Origin of the sequence: Micromonospora matsumotoense, from assembly GCF_050951065.1 — a bacterium.
GTDB lineage: Bacteria > Actinomycetota > Actinomycetes > Mycobacteriales > Micromonosporaceae > Micromonospora > Micromonospora matsumotoensis.
In genome coordinates this window covers 2,513,038-2,532,707 of the sequence record NZ_CP192025.1, presented here as the reverse complement: position 1 = coordinate 2,532,707, position 19,670 = coordinate 2,513,038, and the positions used below count along the sequence as shown (strand labels likewise).

Genomic DNA, 19,670 nt, shown 5'->3' with positions numbered 1-19,670 from the left:
TACGGCTACGCGCCGCGCAGCGTCGCCCCGAACCGCTGGGCGGCCACGGCGACGGCGGCGTCCCGGGCGGCCACCGCCTCCTCCACCGTCAGGGTCCGGTCCGGGGCCCGGAAGGTGAGCTTGTACGCCAGCGACCGGCGACCCGCGCCGAGCGCCTCCGAGGCGTACACGTCGAAGAGGCGGACGTGCTCCAACAGCTCACCGGCCCCCTCGACCAGCGCGGCCCGGACGTCGGCCGCCGGCACCGACTCGTCCAGCACCAACGCCACGTCGATCAACGCCGGGGGGAACCCGGACACGGCCGGCGCGGACACCACCGGCGCGGCCGGCAGGGCGTCCAGGTCCAACTCCATGGCGCTGGTGCGGCGGGGCAGCTCCAGCGCCGCCAGCACCGTCGGGTGCAGCTCACCGGCGTGGCCGACCACCACCCCGTCGACCACCAGCGCGGCACAGCGACCGGGGTGCCAGGGGGCGTGTTCGGCGGCCCGTACCTCGATCCGGTCGGCCGGCAGGTCGGCGGCGGCGAGCACCGCCCGGCCGGCCTCCACGGCGTCGGCCCAACCGGCGGCCCGGCCCGCGCCCCACCAGCCGGCCGGCTCCACGTCACCGGTGAGCACCACCGCGACGTGCCGGGGCTGGGCCGGCACCACCGCGTCGGCGGCGGCGAACTCGGCGTCGGTGGGACGTCGGTCCACCCCCATGACCGGCGGCGCGCCCGCGCCGGGACGTGGGTGGAACACCGTGCCGATCTCATAGAGCGCGAGGTCACGGTGGCCCCGGCCCAGGTTGCGCTTGAGGATGCCGAGCAGCGGGCCGAGCAGCGTGGTGCGCAGCAGCGGCTCCTCCTCCGACAGCGGGTTGGCCAACCGCACCGCCGGCCGACGCGGGTCGTCGGCGGGCAGCCCGAGCTGGTCGGCCAGCTCCGGGGCGACGAACGGCAGGGCCAGCACCTCGACGTACCCGCGTTCGGCGAGCGAGCGGGCCACCGCCCGGCGGCGGCGCTGCTGCCAGGTCAGACCCCGGCCGGGCGGCGCGGTGGGCAGCACCGACGGCACCCGGTCGTACCCGTCGAGGCGGACCACCTCCTCGACCAGGTCGGCCGGGTCGGTGAGGTCGGGTCGCCAGGTCGGCGGGGTGACGGTGAGCACGTCGCCGACACCGGCGGCCGTCCCGACCGTCCCCGGGTCCGCACCCAGCTGGTCGCTGCCCCGGATCACCGTGCAGCCCACCTGCTCCAGCAGGTCGACCACCCGCTGCGGGGAGTAGGCCACCCCGACCCGACGCGACGGCAGGTCGGCCGGGAGGACGACCGGACGCATCGGCCGGACGTGGTCGAGGTCGAGGACCTCCGCGCCGGTCTCGCCACCGCCGTGCGCGGTGAGCAGCTCGACGGCACGCTGGAGGGCCACCAGCGGCAGGGCCGGATCGACCCCCCGCTCCCACCGCTTGGCCGCCTCGCTGAACAGCTTGTGCCGGCGGGCGGTGCGGCCCACCATCACCGGGTCCCAGTGGGCGGCCTCCAACAGCACATTGGTGGTGCCGCCGACCACCTCGCTGGTCTCGCCGCCCATCACCGCGGCCAGCGAGATCGGGCCGGTGTCGTCGCAGATCACCATGTCCTCGGTGGTGAGCGCACGGACCACACCGTCCAGGGTGGTCACCTTCTCGCCCGCCTCGGCCCGGCGCACCACCAGCGGGCCGGTGATCCGGTCGGCGTCGAAGGCGTGCATCGGCTGACCCAGTTCGAGCATCACGTAGTTGGTGATGTCGACCGCCAGCGAGATGCTGCGGATGCCGGCCACGGTCAGCCGCTGCCGCATCCAGCCGGGCGTGGCCGCCGTCGGGTCGACGCCCCGGACCATCCGGGCGGTGAACCGGTCGCAGCCGACGGTGTCGCGCAGCTGCACCGGGTACGCCGGCTCGGCCGTCCCGGCCGGCGCGGGCTGCCGACCCGGGTCGCGGAAGGACAACCCCAGGGCGTACGCCAGCTCCCGGGCGATGCCGCGCACGCTCAGCGCGTACCCCCGGTCGGGGGTGATCTCCAGCTCGACCACGACGTCGTCGAGGCCCACCACCGGCCGGGCGTCGTCGCCGGGTCGGGCGGCGGTGTCCGGCGGCAGCACGATGATGCCGGAGTGGTCGTCACCCAGGCCCAGCTCCTGCGCGGAGCAGATCATGCCGGCCGAGGTGCGCCCGTACGTCTTGCGCGCGCCGATGGCGAAGTTCCCGGGCAGCACCCCGCCGGGCAGGATCACCACCACCCGGTCGCCGGGGGCGAAGTTGCGCGCCCCGCAGACGATCTCCTGCGGCTCGCCGGTGCCGTTGGCGGCGCCGACGTCGACCAGGCAGTGCCGGATCGGCTTCTTGAAACCGGTCAGCTCCTCGATCTCGCGGACCTCACCGACGACCAGCGGACCGGTGACCGTCCGGCGCAGGTCCACCACGGACTCGACCTCGATGCCGAGGTCCACCAGGGCCTGTTCCAGATCCTCGGTGGGCAGGTCGACGGGGAGATCGACGTACTCCCGCAGCCAACTGACAGAAACTCGCATGACTCAGACCACCGTCTCCGTGACTCGTACCCGCATCGCCCTACGCCCCGGCCCCGAACACGCGGGTGAACCGCACGTCGCCCTCGGCCATGTCCCGCATGTCGCTGACCCCGTGCCGGAACATCACCGTCCGGTCGATGCCCATGCCGAACGCGAACCCGGAGTAGACCTCCGGGTCGATGCCACAGGCCCGCAGCACCCTCGGGTTGACCATGCCGCAGCCGCCCCACTCGACCCAGCGCGGGCCGTCGCGGTGCTCGGGGAACCAGACGTCGAACTCCCCCGACGGCTCGGTGAACGGGAAGTAGTGCGGACGCCAGCGGGTCTTCGCGCCCGCGCCGAACATGGCCCGCGCGAAGTGGTCGAGGGTGCCGCGCAGGTGCGCCATCGTGATGCCCCGGTCCACCACCAGGCCCTCGACCTGGTGGAAGACGGGCGCGTGGGTGGCGTCCAGCTCGTCGGTGCGGTAGACCCGGCCGGGCACCACCACGTAGATGGGGGGCTTGCGGGTGAGCATGGTGCGCGCCTGCACGGGCGAGGTGTGGGTGCGCAGCACCAGGCCGGAGGTCTCCGCGCCGGCCGGCGGTGCGATGTGGAAGGTGTCCATCAACCCGCGCGCCGGATGGTCGGCGGGGATGTTCAACGCGTCGAAGTTGGTCCACTCCAACTCGACCTCGGGACCCTCGGCCACCTCGTAGCCCATCCCGACGAACAGGTCGCTGATCTGCTCCATCAGGGTCGACAGCGGGTGCCGTGCGCCCCGGGGCCGCCGGTCGTACGGCAGGGTCACGTCGACCCGCTCCTCGACCAGCACCCGGGCGGCCTGCTCCCGGTCGAGCACCTCGGCGCGGGCGGCGTACGCGGCGTCGATCGCCCGGCGGGCCTCGTTGACCCGCTTGCCGGCGTCGGACTTCGCGGCCGGCGGCAGCGCGCCGATCTCCCGGCGGGCCAGCGACACCGGGGACCGGTCGCCGAGGTGCGCGGGGCGCAGCGCGGTCAGCGCGTCGGGGTCGGCGGCGGCGGCGAACGCCTGCTCGGCGGTGGCCACGGCCTCGGCCAGGGCGGCCGGGTCGAGCAGGGCGACCTGCTTCGGGTCGTACGGATCGTTGCGGTAGCTCATGGCGTACGGGCACTCCCTCACGGCGGCGCCGGCCCTCCCGGGCGGCTAGGCGAGTCTACGGACGCGCGGCTTCGCCGCAGCCCGCCGGTGGGAGTTGCGCGCGGGGAAGGGTCAGGCCCGCCGCCCGCCGACACCGGCGGGCTGGCTAAACGAACGCCGTGGCGCGTTCCTCACGTGACCGACTCCCCTGCTGGGTGTGCGCCTGACCGGGGTCAGCGCAGTGCTCGGGCTGAAGCGTACAGGCAGACGGCGGCAGCCGCAGCCAGGTTCAGGCTCTCGGCCCGCCCGTGCAGCGGCACCCGGACCCGGGCGTCGGCGACGGCGGTCAACTCCTCGGGCAGGCCGTGCGCCTCGGCCCCGAACAGCCAGGCGGTGGGGGCGGCGAGCCGGCCGTGGTCGACGAGGTCGTCGAGGTCGCTGTCGCCGTACCCGGTGGTGGCGAGAATCGTGAGCCCGGCGGCGCGGAGCCCGGCGACCGCCGCGCCGGGGTCGGCGGCGCGGACCACGTCGACGTGGAAGAGGCTGCCGGCGGAGGCCCGCACGCACTTGCCGTTGTAGGGGTCGACGGTGTCACCGGCGAAGACCACCGCGCCCGCGCCGGCCGCGTCGGCGGTGCGCAGCACGGTGCCGGCGTTGCCCGGGTCACGGATGCCGGCGAGCACCGCGACCAGGCGCGGTCCGCGCGCCAGGGCGGTCCGCAACGGCACGTCGAGGTGCCGGCAGACGGCGACCAGCCCCTGCGGGGCGACGGTCTCGGTCAACGCGGCCAGGGCCTCGTCGGTGATCTCGGAGACCGGCAGGTCGGCGCGGGCGGCGCGGGCCGCCAGGTCGGCGTGCCGGTCCAGGGCGGTCGGGGTGCCGAAGAGTTCCACCACCGTGTCGGTGCGGTCGAGGGCCTCGCGGACCGCCTGCGGGCCCTCGGCGAGGAACCGGCCGGCCGTGTCGCGGTCCCGACGCCGGTGCAGCCGGCGGGCGGCGACCACCCTGGGGGTACGCGGGGTGAACGGGCCGGTGACGGCGTCGAGGCGTCTCCCGTGCGCTGGTGACTGCATGGGAGACGCCTCGATCTGCTGCCGGGACGGGTCAGGCGGCCTGGGCCGCGGCGCCACCGGTGCCCTCGGCCGTCACGGCGGCCCGGGCCAGCTCGACGATCGCGGCGAACGCCGCGGCGTCGTGGACGGCCAGGTCGGCCAGGATCTTGCGGTCGACCTCGATGCCGGCCAGGCGCAGGCCCTGGATGAGCCGGTTGTAGGTCATGCCGTTGGCCCGGGCGCCAGCGTTGATGCGCTGGATCCAGAGCTGCCGGAAGTCGCCCTTGCGGTCGCGACGGTCCCGGTAGGCGTACTGCATCGAGTGCAGCACCTGCTCCTTGGCCTTGCGGTACAGCCGGGAGCGCTGACCGCGGTAACCACTCGCGGTCTCCAGCAGGGTACGACGCTTCTTCTGGGCGTTCACAGCCCGCTTGACGCGTGCCATCTCAACTCCTTGTTAGGTAAAGGTGGCGCGCGTCAGCGGCCGAGCAGCTTCTTGATGCGCTTGACGTCGGCCTTGGCCAGCTCGACCGTGCCGGTCAGCCGCCGGGTCTGGGTGGACGGCTTCTTCTCCAGGTTGTGGCGAAGGCCGGCCTGCTGGGCAACGATCTTGCCCTTGCCGGTCACCTTGACCCGCTTGCCCATACCCGTGTGGCTCTTCATCTTCGGCATGTGGAACGTCTTCTCCCTGTTACTGGCCGCTGGTGTCAGCGGTCGGGCCGGTCTCGCCGGCTGCTGCGGTCTCGCCGACCACCGGGGTCTCGCCGTCTGCCGACGGCGCGGACTCGTCCCCGGTCCGGTCCCGGGGACCGGTGCGGGACGCCGTGGCGGCGACCGCGGAGGCCTTGACGGCCCGGTGCGGAGCGAGGACCATGATCATGTTTCGACCGTCCTGCTTCGGAGCGGCCTCGACGTATCCCAGGTCCGTGATCTCGGACTCGAGCCGGCGCAGGAGCCGGTAACCCAGCTCCGGGCGGCTCTGCTCGCGACCGCGGAACATGATCGTCACCTTGACCTTGTCACCCGCCTTGAGGAACCGCACCACGTGACCCTTCTTGGTCTCGTAGTCGTGCGGGTCGATCTTCGGCCGGAGCTTCATCTCCTTGATGACGGTCTGCTGCTGGTTACGCCGCGCTTCGCGCGCCTTGAGTGCGCTCTCGTACTTGAACTTGCCGAAGTCCATGAGCTTGCACACCGGCGGGCGCGCCATCGGCGCAACCTCGACCAGGTCCAGGTCGACGTCCGCGGCCAGCTGCAGGGCGCGCTCCAGCGGGACGATGCCCACCTGCTCACCCTCGGGGCCGACCAGTCGGACCTCACGTGCCCGGATCTGCTCGTTCACGCGTGGTTCGACGCTGATGGGGCCTCCTCGAGTCGAGTCTGCTGTGTGGCCGACTCCGCGTGGCCCCCGGGTGGGGACGACTCGGAAAGCAGAAGGCCCCGGCACATGCCAGGGCCCGCTCGACCGGTCGGCACGATCACATGATCGCGCATCCGGGACCGGGACATGCCCGGAACCGGTGACCGGACCCGGCCACCGACTGGGGCAACTCGGGTGGGAGCAGGCGCTCCGCTTCGGGACCGCCTGGCCGCCAAAGGCGGAGGCAGTCTGGTCGACTCGGCAACACTACACCCCGGCCCCAGCCATCCCCAAACCGGGCCCGCAGGTCAGTGGGGGTGGGAAATCCTCAGCCCGGGGTCGATGCGCCACCGAGGCGGGCCAGATGGGCCTGGTGCAGCCGGCGCAGCGCCCGCACCCCGTCGACCGCGATCTCCTTGTCGGCCGCCTGGAGGGCCACCATCGGCAGCAGGTCGTCGTCGTGCAGCTCCAGGCTGGCCCACGGCGCACCCCGGTCGAAGCGCACCCCCCGGACCACCTCCCAGGGCAACTCGTACGCGCCGATCACGTTGCGCACCCGGACCCCCCGGGCGTCCGCCTCGACCCGGGGCCGGGTGAACAGCAGCAGGCCGAGCGCGCCGAGCACCCCGAGACCGACCATGGCGAACTGGTCACCGCGCTGGAAGGTGCCGTAGCCCTCGCCGGTCGCCCCGGTCAGCGACGTCGCCACCAGGCTCAACACCACCAGCAGGGCGATCGCCGAGGCCCAGCAGACGACCCGGATGCGGCGCGGTTTGAGGCGGATCAACTCGGTGTCGCTCACCGGTCCAGTCTGCCACCCGCCGCAGCCCACCCCGCGCCGCCACCCGACCGACCTGGGCGGGGCCGCGCCGAGGGGGCATTCGCCATGGGGCCGACGTGGCGGTATCAGGGTGGTGACGATACCGCCACGTCGGCCCCATTGAGTGGATCATGGCGCGGCGACCGGGTGCGCCAGGCGGCGGACCCGGGCGGTGGCGGACTCCGGGCGGTGGCCGGATCAGAGCCGACAGGCGTGGATGTTGGTGACCAGGATGGCGCGGGCGCCCAACTCGTACAGCTCGTCCATGATCCGGTGCACGTCGTCGCGGAGCACCATCGCCTGCACGGCGACCCAGCCCTCCCGGTGCAACGGGGAGACCGTCGGCGACTCGATGCCCGGGGTGAGCGCGCTGGCCCGGTCGAGCAGACCGGCCGGCACGTCGTAGGCGAGCATCACGTAGCGGCGGGCCACCAGCACCCCGTGCAGCCGGCGCAGCAACTGCTCCGCCTGCGGGTGCCCCGGCGCGCCGGCCCGCCGCACCAGCACCGCCGAGGAGCGCAGCAGCGGGTCCCCGAAGACCACCAGCCCGGCCTGGCGCAACGTCGCGCCGGTCTCCACCACGTCGGCGACGACGTCGGCGACCCCGAGCCGGATGGCGTTCTCCACCGCGCCGTCGAGCCGGATCACGTCGGCCTTGACCCCCAGGTCGGCGAGGTACCGCTCGACCAGCCCCGGGTACGCGGTGGCGATCCGGTGCCCGCCCAGCTCCTGGACGTCGCCGACGTCCTCCGGGCGGGCGGCGAAGCGGAAGGTGGCCCGGCCGAACGCCAGGTCGACCACCTCCTCGGCGGGTGCGCCCGAGTCGATCAGCAGGTCCCGGCCGGTGATCCCGACGTCCAGGTCACCCGAGCCGACGTAGGTGGCGATGTCCTTGGGCCGCAGGTAGAAGAACTCGATGTCGTTGGCCTCGTCCGGGCAGACCAGGTCCTTGGGGTCGGTGCGCTGGCGGTAGCCCGCCTCGCGCAGCATCTGGGCGGCCTTCTCGGCCAGGGCGCCCTTGTTGGGTACGGCGACACGCAACATGACGGAGTGCTCCTTCGATCGGATCAGATCAACGACGCGGGCGCACTCACAGATGTCGGTAGACGTCCTCCAGCTCCAGACCGCTGGCCAGCATCAGCACCTGCACCTGGTACAGCAGCTGGGAGATCTCCTCGGCGGTACGCTCCGGCCCCTCGTGCTCGGCGGCCATCCACGACTCGGCCGCCTCCTCGACGACCTTCTTGCCGACGAAGTGCACCCCCTTGGCCAGGGCGTCGACCGTGCCCGAGCCCGGCGTGCCGGCGGCGGCCTTGGCCTGGAGCTCGGCGAACAACTCCTCGAACGTCTTCACGGGACCGGATTCTTCCAGCCACCCACCGACGCCGTGTGCTCCGGGGTCCGGGCGAGTCGCACTGCCCACCGCCGGATTCCCGCAGGCTGGGACACGCCCGGCCGCCCGGCGGCACGACACCCCAGCCGGGGCCACCGGACGGTACGCCGGCAACGGGCCGGACACGTTTGGACATCGATCTCTCATCTACCTGATGGGACACCCTTCGAGGGATCGGCGCTCTTCTCTATCCTGGCGGCCATGGTCAGCAGCAGCTCACGTACCCGCGCCGCCGCCACCGCCGCCGTTCTCCTCGTCGCCGTGGCCGGATGCGCACCCCAGGAAGTCACCCCCACCCCCGACGTCGTCCCCACGGCGGCCACCTGCGCCAAGGACAGCCTGAAGACCCGGACGCCGGGCAAGCTCACCGTCGCCACCGACGAGCCCGCGTACGAGCCGTGGTTCAAGGGCAACAAGCCGGACAGCGGCGAGGGCTTCGAGGCCGCCGTCGCGTACGCGGTGGCCGAGAAGCTCGGGTACGCCCCAGGGGACGTCACCTGGACCCGGGTCAAGTTCGACACCGCCATCGCCCCCGGCCCGAAGACCTTCGACTTCGACATCAACCAGTTCTCCATCACCGAGGAACGCAAGCAGGCGGCCGACTTCTCCGCCCCGTACTACCTGGTGCGGCAGACGGTCATCGCGCTCAAGTCGTCGAAGATCGCCGGGAAGAAGTCGGTGGCGGACCTCAAGAACGCCAAGCTCGGCGCCCAGGTGGGCACCACCAGCTACCAGGCGATCACCGCGCTGATCAAGCCGACGGTGAAGCCGCAGGTCTACAACAGCAACGACGACGCCAAGAAGGCCCTGCAGAACGGTCAGCTCGACGGCCTGGTGGTCGACCTGCCGACCGCGTTCTACATCACCGGGTCGGAACTCCCCGAGGCCACCATCGTCGGCCAACTGCCGCAGGTGGGCGCGCCGGAGGCGTTCGGGCTGCTGCTGGACAAGGACTCCCCGCTCACCCTCTGCGTCAGCAAGACGGTCGGCGAACTCTCCGGGGACGGCACACTCAAGCAGCTGGAGCAGAAGTGGCTCACCCAGGTGGCGGGGGCGACCGAACTCCAGTGACCCGGGCACCAGCACCCCACCACGGCAGCCCGGCCGAGCTCCGGCAGCACACCCCCTCGGCGGCCCAGCGGCGGCGGGCCGCGTACCGGCGTCGGCAGACGACCCGCAGCGTGCTGGTCGCCGCCGCCTCCACGGCGGCGCTCGGCACGCTGCTGGTCGTCGCGGTCACCGGCGCACCCGGCTGGGACCGGGTCCGCCGGTCGTTCCTGGACCCGGAGATCGCCCGGGACGCCCTGCCGGAGGTGCTCGCCGGGCTGTGGCTCAACGTCCGGCTGCTGGTCTGCTGCGCCGTCGGGGCGCTGCTGCTCGGCCTGCTGATCGCGCTGCTGCGCACCCTGCGGGGCCCGGTCTTCTTCCCGGTCCGCGCGCTCGCGGCGGGCTACACGTACACCTTCCGGGGCCTGCCGCTGATCATCGTGTTGTACGTGCTGACCCTCGGCGTGCCCGGCCTGCGGTTACAGGGCATGCCCCCGGTGCTGGTGCTCGGCGGGCTGGCGCTGGTGCTCACCTACGGCGGTTACCTGGCGGAGGTGTTCCGGGCCGGCATCGAGTCGATCCATCCGAGCCAGCTCGCGGCGGCCCGCTCGCTGGGGCTGACCTACCGGCAGACCATGCGGCACGTGGTGCTGCCGCAGGCCGTCCGGCGGGTCGCGCCGCCGCTGCTCAACGACGTGGTGGCGTTGCAGAAGGACGTCGGCCTGGTCTCCCTGGCCGGCCCGATCGACGCGGTCCGGGCCGCCCAGATCGCCACCGCGCAGACCTTCAACTACACCCCGTACATCCTGGCCGGGGTGCTGTTCGTGCTGCTCGCCATTCCGCTGATCGCGGTCACCGACTGGGTGACACTGCGCTCGGCCCGACGCCAGAGCGGAAGCTGAGAGATGACGGTGCCGACCCGTCGGAGGTCGAGATGGCCGTGCTGACCTGCCGGGGGCTGCGCAAGGAGTTCGCCGGCCAGGTGGTGCTCGACGGGCTCGACCTGACCGTCGAGGAGCACCGGGTGGTCGCCCTGATCGGCGCGTCCGGGTCGGGCAAGTCGACCCTGCTGCGCTGCGTCAACCTGCTGGAGGAGCTGGACGACGGGACCATCACGCTGGACGGCGAGGAGATCTCCGACCCCCGGGTCGACCCCGACCGGGTCCGCCGCCGCATCGGCATGGTCTTCCAGTCGTACAACCTGTTTCCGCACCTGAGCGTGCTGGACAACGTCACCCTCGCCCCGCGCCGGGTGCACCGGCGGGAGCGGGCCGAGGCCGAGGCGCAGGCCCGGGACCTGCTCGACCGGGTGGGGTTGGGCGCAAAGGCGGACGCCTACCCGGACCGGCTCTCCGGCGGCCAGCAGCAGCGGGTGGCGATCGTCCGGGCGCTGGCCAACTCGCCCCGGCTGATGCTGCTGGACGAGGTCACCTCGGCGCTCGACCCGGAGCTGGTCGGGGAGGTGCTGGCGATGATCCGGGACCTGAAGGCGGACGGGATGACCATGGTGCTGGCCACCCACGAGATGGGCTTCGCCCGGGAGGTCGCCGACCAGGTCTGTTTCCTCGACGCCGGTCGGGTGGTCGAGGCCGGGCCGCCCGCCCAGGTGCTGGGCGAGCCGACCCAGCCGCGTACCCGCCAGTTCCTCAAGCGGATCATCGACGCCGGCCGCCTGTAGGGCCCGCCTCAGACCGCAGCGCAAGATCGACTCCGGTGGGGCGATGTTGCGGTGTCCACGTCCACCGGACACCGCAACATCGCCTCGACAGGCGCGCCCCCAGCCCACGAGCCCGGCCGGGTCGGGGGCGGCCGGGTCGGGGCGGTCAGCCGGCGAAGCCGACGCGGTGGCCGTTGGCGGTGGTAACGTCGCGGACCGCCAGCGCGGCGTCCAGCGCGGCCACCGTCGCCGACCAGCCCTTGTCCTCGGCCGAGCCGGGCAGCCCGGCCCGGTCGCGGGCCTGGTCGAGGGTCTCCACGGTCAGCACCCCGTGCGCCACCGGCTTGCCCTCGTCCAGGGCGACCCGGGTCAGCCCGTCGGTCACCGACCGGCAGACGTAGTCGAAGTGGGCGGTCGCGCCCCGCACCACCACGCCCAGCGCCACCACCACGTCGCAACGCCGCGCCAGGGCCTGCGCCACCACCGGCAGCTCCACCGAGCCGGCCACCCGGGCCGTCACGACCCGCGCCCCGCACGCCTGCGCGGCGGCCACCGCCCGGTCGAGCATGTGGTCGGTCAGCTCGCCGTGCCAGCGCGCCGCCACCACCCCGACGGTCAGCCCGGCGGCGTCCACCGGGGTCACTCCGGGTTCACCGAAACCCGCCATGGTCATGCTCCGATCTCGTCGCCGGGGACGGGACGACCCATCGGGGCCTCCGTCACCTCGTCCAGCTCGTCCAACAGGTGGCCCATCCGGTCCCGCTTGGTCCGCAGGTAGCGCACGTTCTCCGGGTGCGGCCGGACCGGCAGCCCCTCCCGGCCGGTGATGGTCAGCCCGTACCCCTCCAGGCCGGCGCGCTTGGCCGGGTTGTTGGTGAGCAGCCGCATCGACCGCACACCCAGGTCGTAGAGGATCTGCGCGCCGGTGCCGTAGTCCCGGGCGTCGGCGGGCAACCCCAGGTCGAGGTTCGCGTCCACGGTGTCGCGGCCCTGGTCCTGGAGCTGGTACGCCTGGAGCTTGTGCAGCAGCCCGATGCCGCGCCCCTCGTGCCCGCGCACGTAGAGGACCACCCCCCGCCCCTCCCGGGCGACCCGGGCCAGCGACGCCTGCAACTGCGGCCCGCAGTCACAGCGCAACGAGCCGAAGACATCCCCGGTGAGGCACTCGGAATGCACCCGGACCAGCACGTCGTCGCCCTCGCCCAGCTCGCCGAAGACCAGCGCGACGTGTTCGGCCGGGTCGTGTTCGGCCCGGTAGCCCAGCGCCCGGAACACCCCGTACGGGGTGGGCATCCGGGCCTCGGCGACCTGCTCCACCTGCTTCTCGTGCCGCCGCCGGTAGGCGACCAGGTCGGCGATGGTGACCAGGGTGAGCGCGTGCTCGACGCAGAACTTCTCCAGATCCGGCAGACGCATCATGGTGCCGTCGTCGTTGACCAGCTCGCAGAGCACCCCGGCGGGCCGCAGTCCGGCCAGCCGGGTCAGGTCGACCGCCGCCTCGGTGTGCCCGGGTCGACGCAGCACCCCGCCCTCGCGGGCCCGCAGCGGCACCACGTGACCGGGACGGGCCAGGTCCGTCGGGTCGGTGCCGGGGTCGGCGAGCAGCCTGATGGTGTGCGCCCGGTCCGCGGCGGAGATGCCGGTGCTGACCCCCTCCCGGGCGTCCACGGTCACCGTGTACGCGGTGCCGCGCCGGTCCTGGTTGGTGTGGTGCATCGGCGGCAGGTCCAGCCGGTCGCACTCCGACTCGGTCAGCGGGACGCAGACGTAACCAGAGGTAAAGCGGACCATGAAGGCGAGCAGCTCCGGGGTGGCCAGCTCGGCGGCGAAGATCAGGTCGCCCTCGTTCTCCCGGTGCTCGTCGTCGACCACCACGACGGGCCGGCCGGCGGCGATGTCCGCCACCGCCTCCTCGATGCGGGCAAAGGTGACCGCGCGCGTGCTCATGCCACGACCTCCGAGTAGGTGGGCGGGATCGGTGCGGACGCCGGGCGGGTGGCCCGCGAGCTGCGCCACCAGGCGGCGAAGCCCCAGACGCAGAGGGCGCCGTAGACCAGGTACATGGCCGCCGAGGGATAGAAACCACCCCGCAGCAGCAGCGGTACGCCGACCGCGTCCACGGCGATCCAGACCAGCCAGAACTCCACCCAGCCCCGGGCCATGCCGTAGGTGGCCAGCAGGCTGCCGGTGAGGATCCAGGCGTCCGGCAACGGCCCCCACGAGCCGAGCGCGGCGAGCAGCGGATAGCCGAGCGCGGTGCCGACGACGGCGGCGACCAGCAGGCCCAGCCGTTCCCGGCCGGTGGCCCAGCGGGGGCTGACCGCCGCGCCGGCCCCGCCGTGGCGGCGGTTGCGCGACCACCGCCACCAGCCGTAGACGCTGACCGCGAAGAAGAAGACCTGCCGGCCGGCCTGGCCGTAGAGGTCGTGCGCCTGCGGGGTGGCGAACACCCCGCCGAGGAAGACGGTGAACAGCAACCCGTTGCCGATCATGCCGACCGGCCAGGCCCAGACCAGTCGGCGCAGCCCGAGCAGCGCCGAGACCAGCCCGAAGCCGTTGCCGACGATCTCCCGGACCAGCACCGGGGAACCGACGACCTGCACCTGGGCGTCGAGCAGCCAACCTATCGGGCCGGTCACCGCGCACCCCCGCCGACCGGCGGAACCACCGGGCCACCGGCGCCCCCGGCCGCCACCGGGCCACCGGCGTTCTCGGCCACCAGGCCGTGGGGGCCGGCGGGTGGCGGTGGGCCGCCGCCGGCCAGTCGGGCGTCGAGGAGGCGTTCGACGTACTTGGCCAGCACGTCCACCTCCAGGTTGACCGGGGCACCGACGCCCCGGGCGCCGAGCGTGGTGAGGCCGAGCGTGGTGGGGATCAACCCGACGGTGAACCAGTCGTCGCCCACCGCCGCTACGGTCAACGACACCCCGTCGACGGTGATCGAGCCCTTCTCCACCACGTACCGGGCCAGGGTGGTGGGGAGCCGGAACCGCAGCGTCTCCCACTGCGCGGCCGACTCCCGGGAGAGCACCTCGCCGACCCCATCGACGTGGCCCTGCACCAGGTGCCCGCCGAGCCGGCTGTTCAGCGCGGCGGCCCGCTCCAGGTTGACCGGGTCGCCGGGGCGCAACCCGCCGAGCGCCGAGCGGCGCAGGGTCTCCCCCATCACGTCGGCGGTGAACACCCCGCCGTCGACCTCGACCACGGTCAGACAGACCCCGTTGACCGCGATGGAGTCGCCGTGCCGGGCGTCCGAGGTGACCAGCGGGCCGCGGATCGCGACCAGCGCCGAGTCACCCCCGGTGTCGGCGATCCGGACGACCTCGCCCAACTCCTCGACGATGCCGGTGAACATCTCAGGCCTCCCTCTTCCGGGGCAGCGCGGTGATCCGCAGGTCGGATCCGACCCGGGTAACGTCGGTGAGTTCCAGATCGATGGCGTCGGCGATGGTCGTCACACCGGCGTCGATCAATGCGGTGGGGCCGCCCCCGAGCAACTTCGGCGCGACATAGCCGACGACCCGGTCGACCAGCCCGGCGGCGAGGAACGCCCCGGCCAGCCGGGGGCCGCCCTCCAGCAGCGCGGCGCGTACCCCCCGGTGGTGCAGTTCGGCCAGCAGGGCCGGCAGGTCGACCCGGCCGTCCGGGCCGGCGCCGACCTCCGCGACGGTGGCGATCCAGGTCCGGGCGGCGCCGTCGCGGACCCGGGCGTCGGCCGGGGTACGCCCCGCGCTGTCCACCACCACCCGCAGCGGCTGCCGGATGGCCAGGGTGCCGTCGCGCAGGTTGCGGGCGGTGAGCCGGGGGTCGTCGGTGAGCACGGTGCCCACCCCGGCGATGACCGCGTCCACCGTGCCGCGCAGCGCGTGCACGTCCATCCGGGCGGCCTCGGAGGTGATCCACATGCTGCTGCCGTCGACCGCCGCCGACCGCCCGTCGAGGGTGGCGGCGTACTTCCAGATCAGGTACGGCCAGCCCCGCCGCATCGAGGTCAGCCAGGCGACGTTGCCGGCCTCGGCCTCGTCGGCGCGTACCCCGAACTCCACCCGCACCCCGGCGGCGCGCAGGGTGGCGGCACCGCCCGAGGCGACCGGGTTGGGGTCGGGCACGGCGACGACGACCCGGGCGATCCCGGCGCGGATCAGCGCGTGACTGCACGGGCCGGTGCGACCGGTGTGGTCGCAGGGCTCCAGGGTGACCACGGCGGTGCCGCCCCGGGCCCGCTCGCCGGCCTGGGCGAGCGCGACGATCTCGGCGTGCGGCCCACCGGTGTAGGCGTGGAAGCCCTCCCCGACGACGGTGCCGTCGGGGTCGAGCAGCACGCACCCGACCACCGGGTTGGGGCTGGTGGTGCCGAGGCCCCGGGCGCCCAGCTCGATGGCACGACGCATCGCCTCGTCCACGGAGACGCCGCCCATGCCCTGCCCTCTCCCTCGCCGGTCCGTGCGCGGGCGGTACGGGAGGAGCGGGCAGGCGGCGGCGGAACCGGGAACGGCAGGGCCGCCCCCGGGGAGCCCACGCGCAGCCGGATGACGCCCGCGCAGGGCCGCCCCGCCCGCGCGCTGTCTCCCATCCGGACTGTCGGGGGTGCGGACGAACCGCTCCCCCACCGTCGGCCCCGGATTCTCACCAGGTCCACCGGGCGGCAGAGCCGTCCGGGTCGCGGGCTTACCACGTTGACCGTGGATCACCGCCGGTTCGGAATTTCACCGAGCCCCGCCAGCGCGTGGTGGGTACATGCGAAGTCTTACACGTTCCCCCGGGAGGTCCGCCACCTCCAGCGTGCTACTTCACACCCCGTCGGCGCGTCGGCGGTCCACCGCGACGTATGACCCCGGTTGGCTCTTGGCGACCGTTTTCATCTCGCTGGCCACGGCGATCGCGTCCAGGGGGTCGGTGAAGCGCTTCCTGGCGTCCGAGAGCGAGACGCCGATCGACAGCGTGACCAGGGCGGCCCGCCGGATGTTGCCCCGGCGGTCCTTCAGCTCGACGAAGCCGCGCTCCCGGTCGGTCGGGTCGTAGAGGGTGTCGGCGGACTTCTCGAAGTCGACCACCGACCGGGAGGTCAGCGGGCGGATCTGCTCGGGGGCGCAGACGATCACGAAGTCGTCGCCGCCGACGTGGCCGAGGAAGGCCGGCGGCAGCCCGATCGCCACCACCGCCCGGTGCAGGCTGCGGGCCAGCGCGGAGATGAACTCGTCGCCCCGGACGAAGCCGTACCGGTCGTTGACGCTCTTGAACCGGTCGATGTCGATGTAACCGACGGCGTAGTCGACGCCGCTGCGTACCCGGTCGCTGATCTCCCGGCGGATGCGGCTGTTGCCGGGCAGGCCGGTCAGCGGGGAGACCTCGCGGAATTCCTTGTTGCGGCGCAGCGTGGAGCTGACCCGGGCCACCAACTCGGCGGTGTCGAACGGCTTGACCAGGTAGTCGTCGGCACCGGCGCTGAGCCCGTGCACCTTGTCCACGGTCATTCCCTTGGCGGTCAGCATGATCACCGGCAGCGCCGAGGTGATCGGGTTGGCCCGCAGCCGGCGGGTCAGCTCCAGGCCGTCGATGCGCGGCATCATCAGGTCCACCACGGCCAGGTCCGGCCGGTGCTGCTCGATCATGTCGAGGGCCTCCTGGCCGTCACCGGCGTGCAGCACCTCGAAGCCGTGCAGCCGCAGGTTGAACTCGACGAAGCGGGCGATGTCCTCGTCGTCGTCGACGACCAGGATCACGTCGGGACGGTCACCTGCCGGTTCCACCTCAGGCGCCGGAGGCCGCGCGCTCCGCGAGCCCACGCAGACGGCGGACCGCCTCGGCCGGGTCGGCCGCCCCGTACACGGCGGTGCCGGCGACGAAGGCGTCCGCACCGGCCGCCGAGGCCTGCTCGATGGTGTCGGCGGCGATCCCGCCGTCGACCTCGATCCGCAACTCCAGGTGGCCGCTGTCGACGTGCCGCCGGGCCGCCCGCACCTTGTCCAGCAGTTGCGGGATGAACCGCTGCCCGCCGAACCCGGCCTTGATCGTCATGATCAGCAGGGTGTCGAAGCTGGGCAGCAGGTCGAGGTACGGCTCGATCGGGGTGTCCCGGTCGATCGCCAACCCGGCCTTCGCGCCGGCCGAGCGGAGATCCTTGGCCAGGGCGACCGGGTCGTCACACGCCTCCGCGTGGAACGTGACGTTGTACGCGCCGGCATCGGCGTACCCGGGTGCCCACCGCCGCGGGTCGGTGATCATGAGGTGCACGTCGAACGGGAGCCGGGTCACCGCCCGCAGGCTCTGCACCACCGGCAGGCCGATGGTCAGGTTGGGGACGAAGTGGTTGTCCATCACGTCGACGTGCAGCCAGTCCGCAGCGCCCTCGACGGCGCGGACTTCATCGGCGAGGCGGGCGAAATCGGCGGCGAGGATGCTGGGCGCGATGATCGACGGCGGTACGGTCACAGGGCAAGTGTACGAACGCGGCCACCCGCTGCGGACAGCGCGGCACCATGTGCGACGTCCTGTGATCCAGGCGTGACCCATGGTGCAACATCAGCTCCCCCCGGTGGGGATCGGGGACGAAGAGCCGGTGTTGACTGGCCGAACGGCTCCGAAACGGCAACACTCCATCAGGGACGGTCACGCATGCTGCTCGCCCGGCGACGGACAACGCCACGCGGGCGCAGCGACGGACCGTCAGCTCCCCGGGAAGGGCGGACGATGCGACGGTGGCTCGTGGCGCTGGCGCTGGCCGGCACGGTGACGGTGGCGCTCAGCGGCTGCGTACCGCAGCACAATGCCGACGGTGACCTGCTCGACGACTGGCCGGTGCTGCCGGTGGCCCAGTCGTTCGTGCCCGCCACCGACGCCTGCCTGCCCCGGATAACCCCCGTGGTGCAGGCCGGCACCTACGAGACGGTGGACTGTGCGCGCAGCCACCTGGCCGAGGCCATCCACGTCGGCACCTTCACCGGCGCGGTGGTCCGGGGTGAACGGCCCGAGCCCGGGTCCGCCGCGCTGCGCCCCGCCCGCACCGAGTGCGACCAACGGGCCCGGGACGTGCTCGGCGGTGACTGGCACTCGGCCCGGCTCACCATGAACATCGCGCTGCCGTCCAACTCGGCCTGGAACAGCGGTGCCCGCTGGTTCCGTTGCGACCTCAGCGAGACCGACAGCATCGACAACACCCGGCCGGTCAACCGCATCGGCAGCCTGCGGGGGGCGATGGTCGGTGACAATCCACTCAGCCACCGCTGCTTCGATCCCAAGCTGATCGGCAACAACCTCAACTACATGGCGCCGGTGCTCTGCTCCGAGCCGCACCGCGCCGAGTTCGTCGGCGTCTATCTGGAACGCAGCGACCTGAGCTGGGCCGACTTCAGTCGCGCCAACCAGCGGGTGCACCGGCGGTGCATGGCGCTGATCGCCGGGTTCGCCGAGGTGCCCAACAACAGCGACCTGCCGTACCGGGCCGGGTCGATCTTCTATCCACCGTCGCAGCGGGAGTGGGATGAGGGCGACCGGGGGATCCGCTGCTTCCTGTGGAGCGACGACCGGAAGCTGACCCGCTCGATGCGCGGCGCCGGTCCCAAGGGACTACCCGCGATCTGAGCCCCGGTGCCGTAAGCTGCCGCACCGTGACGTCGTCGCGACGGGCCGACGCCATGCCGGTGACGAGCGGGGGCGGATGCCATGCGACGGTGCGGGACAGCGGTCGCGACGGCCGCCGCGACGGCGCTGGCGCTGGCGGGCTGTGTCACCCCGGCCGGGGTCGACCGTGACCTGACCGACGAGTGGCCGGCGCTGGCCGTGCCGCAGGTCTTCGTCCCCGCCGAGGGCGTCTGCCACACCGGGGTGCAGGACGTCGGTTACCTCAGCGGCGGGAACCCGGTCGACTGTGCCGGCACCCACCACACCGAGACGATGCACGTGGGCATCCTGACCGGGGCACCGGCCGGGCTGACCGCTCCCCCGGCGACCGGCTCACCCGCCGTCCGGGCGGTCCGCGCCGAGTGCGACCGGGAGGTACGCCGGGAGCTCGGCGCGGACTGGCGGGCCGGTCGGCTCGGCCTGACCGTCGTCCTGCCCTCGGCGCAGGGCTGGACCGGCGGGGCCCGCTGGTTCCGCTGCGACCTCGGCGAGATCAGCAGCATCGACGAGCCGGGAATCCGCCCCCGCACCGGGAGCCTGCGGGGCGCCCTGGCCGACGACACCGGCCTGGGGCTCGGTTGCTTCAACCCGAAGGTCACCCGGGACGACGTCCGGGCGATGAAGGCGGTCTCCTGCACCGCCCCGCACCACGCGGAGTTCGTCGGCGTGTGGCAGGCCCCCGACGTCAGCTATGCCGAGTTCCGCCGCACCGCCGACCGGACCCACCGGGGCTGCCTCGGCCTGATCGCCCGGCACACCGGCGTGCCGGACAACGGCGACCTGAAGCTCCGGGCCGGCTCGATCTACTACCACCCCGTCGAGCGCGAGTGGCGCAGCGGCAACCACGGGGTCCAGTGCTTCCTCTGGCTCTCCGACCGCACCCTCACCCGCACCCTCAAGAACGCCGGCCCCCACTCCCTCCCCCTCCGCTAACCCCACCCCCACCCCCACCCCCACCCCCACCCCCACCCCCACGCCCCCGCCGCCGCCCCACCCGCCCAAGCGGGTTGATCAAGAGGTTTGCGTCATTCGCCAGCGCGATCCTGACGTAAACCTCTTGATCACCGAGG

Annotated in this window: 21 protein-coding genes and 1 riboswitch; of the genes, 5 read left to right on the top strand and 16 right to left on the bottom strand. The window is 73.1% G+C overall.

Features of this window, described 5'->3' with window-relative positions:
• Positions 1 to 5 precede the first annotated feature (5 nt).
• The 9 genes from pheT to ACQP1S_RS11240 form a co-directional block, all read right to left on the bottom strand.
• Positions 6 to 2,552, bottom strand: coding sequence for a phenylalanine--tRNA ligase subunit beta (gene pheT / locus ACQP1S_RS11280; protein ID WP_432905970.1), 2,547 nt, complete (start codon positions 2,550 to 2,552; stop codon positions 6 to 8).
• A gap of 40 nt (positions 2,553 to 2,592) precedes the next feature.
• The gene (pheS, locus tag ACQP1S_RS11275) at positions 2,593 to 3,672 is read right to left on the bottom strand and encodes a phenylalanine--tRNA ligase subunit alpha (protein ID WP_432905967.1); all 1,080 of its coding nucleotides are present in this window, start codon (positions 3,670 to 3,672) and stop codon (positions 2,593 to 2,595) included.
• Positions 3,673 to 3,884: 212 nt separating this feature from the next.
• Entirely contained in the window at positions 3,885 to 4,724 is an 840-nt protein-coding gene (locus ACQP1S_RS11270) for a TrmH family RNA methyltransferase (protein WP_432905964.1), read from the bottom strand.
• 31 nt (positions 4,725 to 4,755) lie between these two features.
• Entirely contained in the window at positions 4,756 to 5,148 is a 393-nt protein-coding gene (gene rplT, locus ACQP1S_RS11265) for a 50S ribosomal protein L20 (protein ID WP_067305147.1), read from the bottom strand.
• 32 nt (positions 5,149 to 5,180) lie between these two features.
• Entirely contained in the window at positions 5,181 to 5,375 is a 195-nt protein-coding gene (gene rpmI, locus ACQP1S_RS11260) for a 50S ribosomal protein L35 (RefSeq protein ID WP_026267805.1), read from the bottom strand.
• Positions 5,376 to 5,394: 19 nt separating this feature from the next.
• Positions 5,395 to 6,045 (bottom strand): translation initiation factor IF-3, encoded by a 651-nt coding sequence (infC, locus tag ACQP1S_RS11255; protein WP_091253224.1) that lies wholly within the window; start codon positions 6,043 to 6,045, stop codon positions 5,395 to 5,397.
• Positions 6,046 to 6,391: 346 nt separating this feature from the next.
• On the bottom strand, positions 6,392 to 6,865 hold the full coding sequence (locus ACQP1S_RS11250; RefSeq protein WP_432905959.1) for a PH domain-containing protein: 474 nt from the start codon (positions 6,863 to 6,865) through the stop codon (positions 6,392 to 6,394).
• A gap of 216 nt (positions 6,866 to 7,081) precedes the next feature.
• Positions 7,082 to 7,927 (bottom strand): ATP phosphoribosyltransferase, encoded by an 846-nt coding sequence (gene hisG, locus ACQP1S_RS11245; protein WP_091253222.1) that lies wholly within the window; start codon positions 7,925 to 7,927, stop codon positions 7,082 to 7,084.
• Positions 7,928 to 7,973: 46 nt separating this feature from the next.
• Positions 7,974 to 8,237: a phosphoribosyl-ATP diphosphatase gene (locus ACQP1S_RS11240; RefSeq protein WP_091253220.1), complete on the bottom strand. Its 264-nt coding sequence runs from the start codon at positions 8,235 to 8,237 to the stop codon at positions 7,974 to 7,976.
• Between the two features lie 240 nt (positions 8,238 to 8,477).
• Here ACQP1S_RS11240 and ACQP1S_RS11235 point away from each other — a divergent pair, with 240 nt between their 5' ends.
• Genes ACQP1S_RS11235 through ACQP1S_RS11225 form a run of 3 tightly spaced genes read left to right on the top strand, consistent with a single transcriptional unit; the run spans position 8,478 to position 11,001 of the window.
• The gene (locus tag ACQP1S_RS11235; protein ID WP_432905955.1) at positions 8,478 to 9,347 is read left to right on the top strand and encodes a transporter substrate-binding domain-containing protein; all 870 of its coding nucleotides are present in this window, start codon (positions 8,478 to 8,480) and stop codon (positions 9,345 to 9,347) included.
• A complete protein-coding gene (locus ACQP1S_RS11230; RefSeq protein WP_432905952.1) occupies positions 9,344 to 10,225 on the top strand; it encodes an amino acid ABC transporter permease in 882 nt (293 codons plus the stop codon). Before ACQP1S_RS11235 ends, ACQP1S_RS11230 begins: the two co-directional genes overlap by 4 nt.
• A gap of 32 nt (positions 10,226 to 10,257) precedes the next feature.
• Positions 10,258 to 11,001 (top strand): amino acid ABC transporter ATP-binding protein, encoded by a 744-nt coding sequence (locus ACQP1S_RS11225; protein ID WP_091253211.1) that lies wholly within the window; start codon positions 10,258 to 10,260, stop codon positions 10,999 to 11,001.
• Between the two features lie 145 nt (positions 11,002 to 11,146).
• Here the strand turns inward: ACQP1S_RS11225 and ribH are convergent, their stop codons facing one another.
• The 7 genes from ribH to rpe form a co-directional block, all read right to left on the bottom strand.
• On the bottom strand, positions 11,147 to 11,647 hold the full coding sequence (ribH, locus tag ACQP1S_RS11220; RefSeq protein ID WP_091253209.1) for a 6,7-dimethyl-8-ribityllumazine synthase: 501 nt from the start codon (positions 11,645 to 11,647) through the stop codon (positions 11,147 to 11,149).
• Positions 11,648 to 11,649: 2 nt separating this feature from the next.
• Entirely contained in the window at positions 11,650 to 12,927 is a 1,278-nt protein-coding gene (locus tag ACQP1S_RS11215; protein WP_091253207.1) for a bifunctional 3,4-dihydroxy-2-butanone-4-phosphate synthase/GTP cyclohydrolase II, read from the bottom strand.
• The gene (pnuC, locus tag ACQP1S_RS11210; RefSeq protein WP_091253205.1) at positions 12,924 to 13,619 is read right to left on the bottom strand and encodes a nicotinamide riboside transporter PnuC; all 696 of its coding nucleotides are present in this window, start codon (positions 13,617 to 13,619) and stop codon (positions 12,924 to 12,926) included. Before pnuC ends, ACQP1S_RS11215 begins: the two co-directional genes overlap by 4 nt.
• On the bottom strand, positions 13,616 to 14,335 hold the full coding sequence (locus ACQP1S_RS11205) for a riboflavin synthase (RefSeq protein ID WP_432905947.1): 720 nt from the start codon (positions 14,333 to 14,335) through the stop codon (positions 13,616 to 13,618). The genes pnuC and ACQP1S_RS11205 overlap by 4 nt, the downstream gene beginning before the upstream one ends.
• Before the next feature lies 1 nt (position 14,336).
• On the bottom strand, positions 14,337 to 15,398 hold the full coding sequence (gene ribD / locus ACQP1S_RS11200; RefSeq protein WP_091253200.1) for a bifunctional diaminohydroxyphosphoribosylaminopyrimidine deaminase/5-amino-6-(5-phosphoribosylamino)uracil reductase RibD: 1,062 nt from the start codon (positions 15,396 to 15,398) through the stop codon (positions 14,337 to 14,339).
• Positions 15,399 to 15,537: 139 nt separating this feature from the next.
• Positions 15,538 to 15,708: riboswitch (FMN riboswitch) on the bottom strand.
• 62 nt (positions 15,709 to 15,770) lie between these two features.
• Positions 15,771 to 16,766: a response regulator gene (locus ACQP1S_RS11195; RefSeq protein WP_176739212.1), complete on the bottom strand. Its 996-nt coding sequence runs from the start codon at positions 16,764 to 16,766 to the stop codon at positions 15,771 to 15,773.
• A complete protein-coding gene (rpe, locus tag ACQP1S_RS11190; protein ID WP_091253196.1) occupies positions 16,732 to 17,412 on the bottom strand; it encodes a ribulose-phosphate 3-epimerase in 681 nt (226 codons plus the stop codon). Before rpe ends, ACQP1S_RS11195 begins: the two co-directional genes overlap by 35 nt.
• 258 nt (positions 17,413 to 17,670) lie before the next feature.
• On the opposite strand from rpe, the gene ACQP1S_RS11185 reads away from it, so the two are divergent.
• Both ACQP1S_RS11185 and ACQP1S_RS11180 read left to right on the top strand, forming a co-directional pair.
• Positions 17,671 to 18,561, top strand: a complete 891-nt coding sequence (locus ACQP1S_RS11185) for a septum formation family protein (RefSeq protein ID WP_091253194.1) — start codon at positions 17,671 to 17,673, stop codon at positions 18,559 to 18,561.
• 81 nt (positions 18,562 to 18,642) lie between these two features.
• A complete protein-coding gene (locus ACQP1S_RS11180; protein WP_432905943.1) occupies positions 18,643 to 19,533 on the top strand; it encodes a septum formation family protein in 891 nt (296 codons plus the stop codon).
• Positions 19,534 to 19,670 lie beyond the last annotated feature (137 nt).

Excerpts from the sequence above, each read along its gene's own strand:
- pheT (WP_432905970.1), bottom strand. The coding sequence starts at position 2,552 with ATGCGAGTTTCTGTCAGTTGGCTGCGGGAGTACGTCGATCTCCCCGTC.
- pheS (WP_432905967.1), bottom strand. The coding sequence starts at position 3,672 with ATGAGCTACCGCAACGATCCGTACGACCCGAAGCAGGTCGCCCTGCTC.
- ACQP1S_RS11270 (WP_432905964.1), bottom strand. The coding sequence starts at position 4,724 with ATGCAGTCACCAGCGCACGGGAGACGCCTCGACGCCGTCACCGGCCCG.
- rplT (WP_067305147.1), bottom strand. The coding sequence starts at position 5,148 with ATGGCACGCGTCAAGCGGGCTGTGAACGCCCAGAAGAAGCGTCGTACC.
- rpmI (WP_026267805.1), bottom strand. The coding sequence starts at position 5,375 with ATGCCGAAGATGAAGAGCCACACGGGTATGGGCAAGCGGGTCAAGGTG.
- hisG (WP_091253222.1), bottom strand. The coding sequence starts at position 7,927 with ATGTTGCGTGTCGCCGTACCCAACAAGGGCGCCCTGGCCGAGAAGGCC.
- ACQP1S_RS11235 (WP_432905955.1), top strand. The coding sequence starts at position 8,478 with ATGGTCAGCAGCAGCTCACGTACCCGCGCCGCCGCCACCGCCGCCGTT.
- ACQP1S_RS11225 (WP_091253211.1), top strand. The coding sequence starts at position 10,258 with ATGGCCGTGCTGACCTGCCGGGGGCTGCGCAAGGAGTTCGCCGGCCAG.
- ribH (WP_091253209.1), bottom strand. The coding sequence starts at position 11,647 with ATGGCGGGTTTCGGTGAACCCGGAGTGACCCCGGTGGACGCCGCCGGG.
- ACQP1S_RS11215 (WP_091253207.1), bottom strand. The coding sequence starts at position 12,927 with ATGAGCACGCGCGCGGTCACCTTTGCCCGCATCGAGGAGGCGGTGGCG.
- ACQP1S_RS11205 (WP_432905947.1), bottom strand. The coding sequence starts at position 14,335 with ATGTTCACCGGCATCGTCGAGGAGTTGGGCGAGGTCGTCCGGATCGCC.
- ribD (WP_091253200.1), bottom strand. The coding sequence starts at position 15,398 with ATGGGCGGCGTCTCCGTGGACGAGGCGATGCGTCGTGCCATCGAGCTG.
- ACQP1S_RS11185 (WP_091253194.1), top strand. The coding sequence starts at position 17,671 with ATGCGACGGTGGCTCGTGGCGCTGGCGCTGGCCGGCACGGTGACGGTG.
- ACQP1S_RS11180 (WP_432905943.1), top strand. The coding sequence starts at position 18,643 with ATGCGACGGTGCGGGACAGCGGTCGCGACGGCCGCCGCGACGGCGCTG.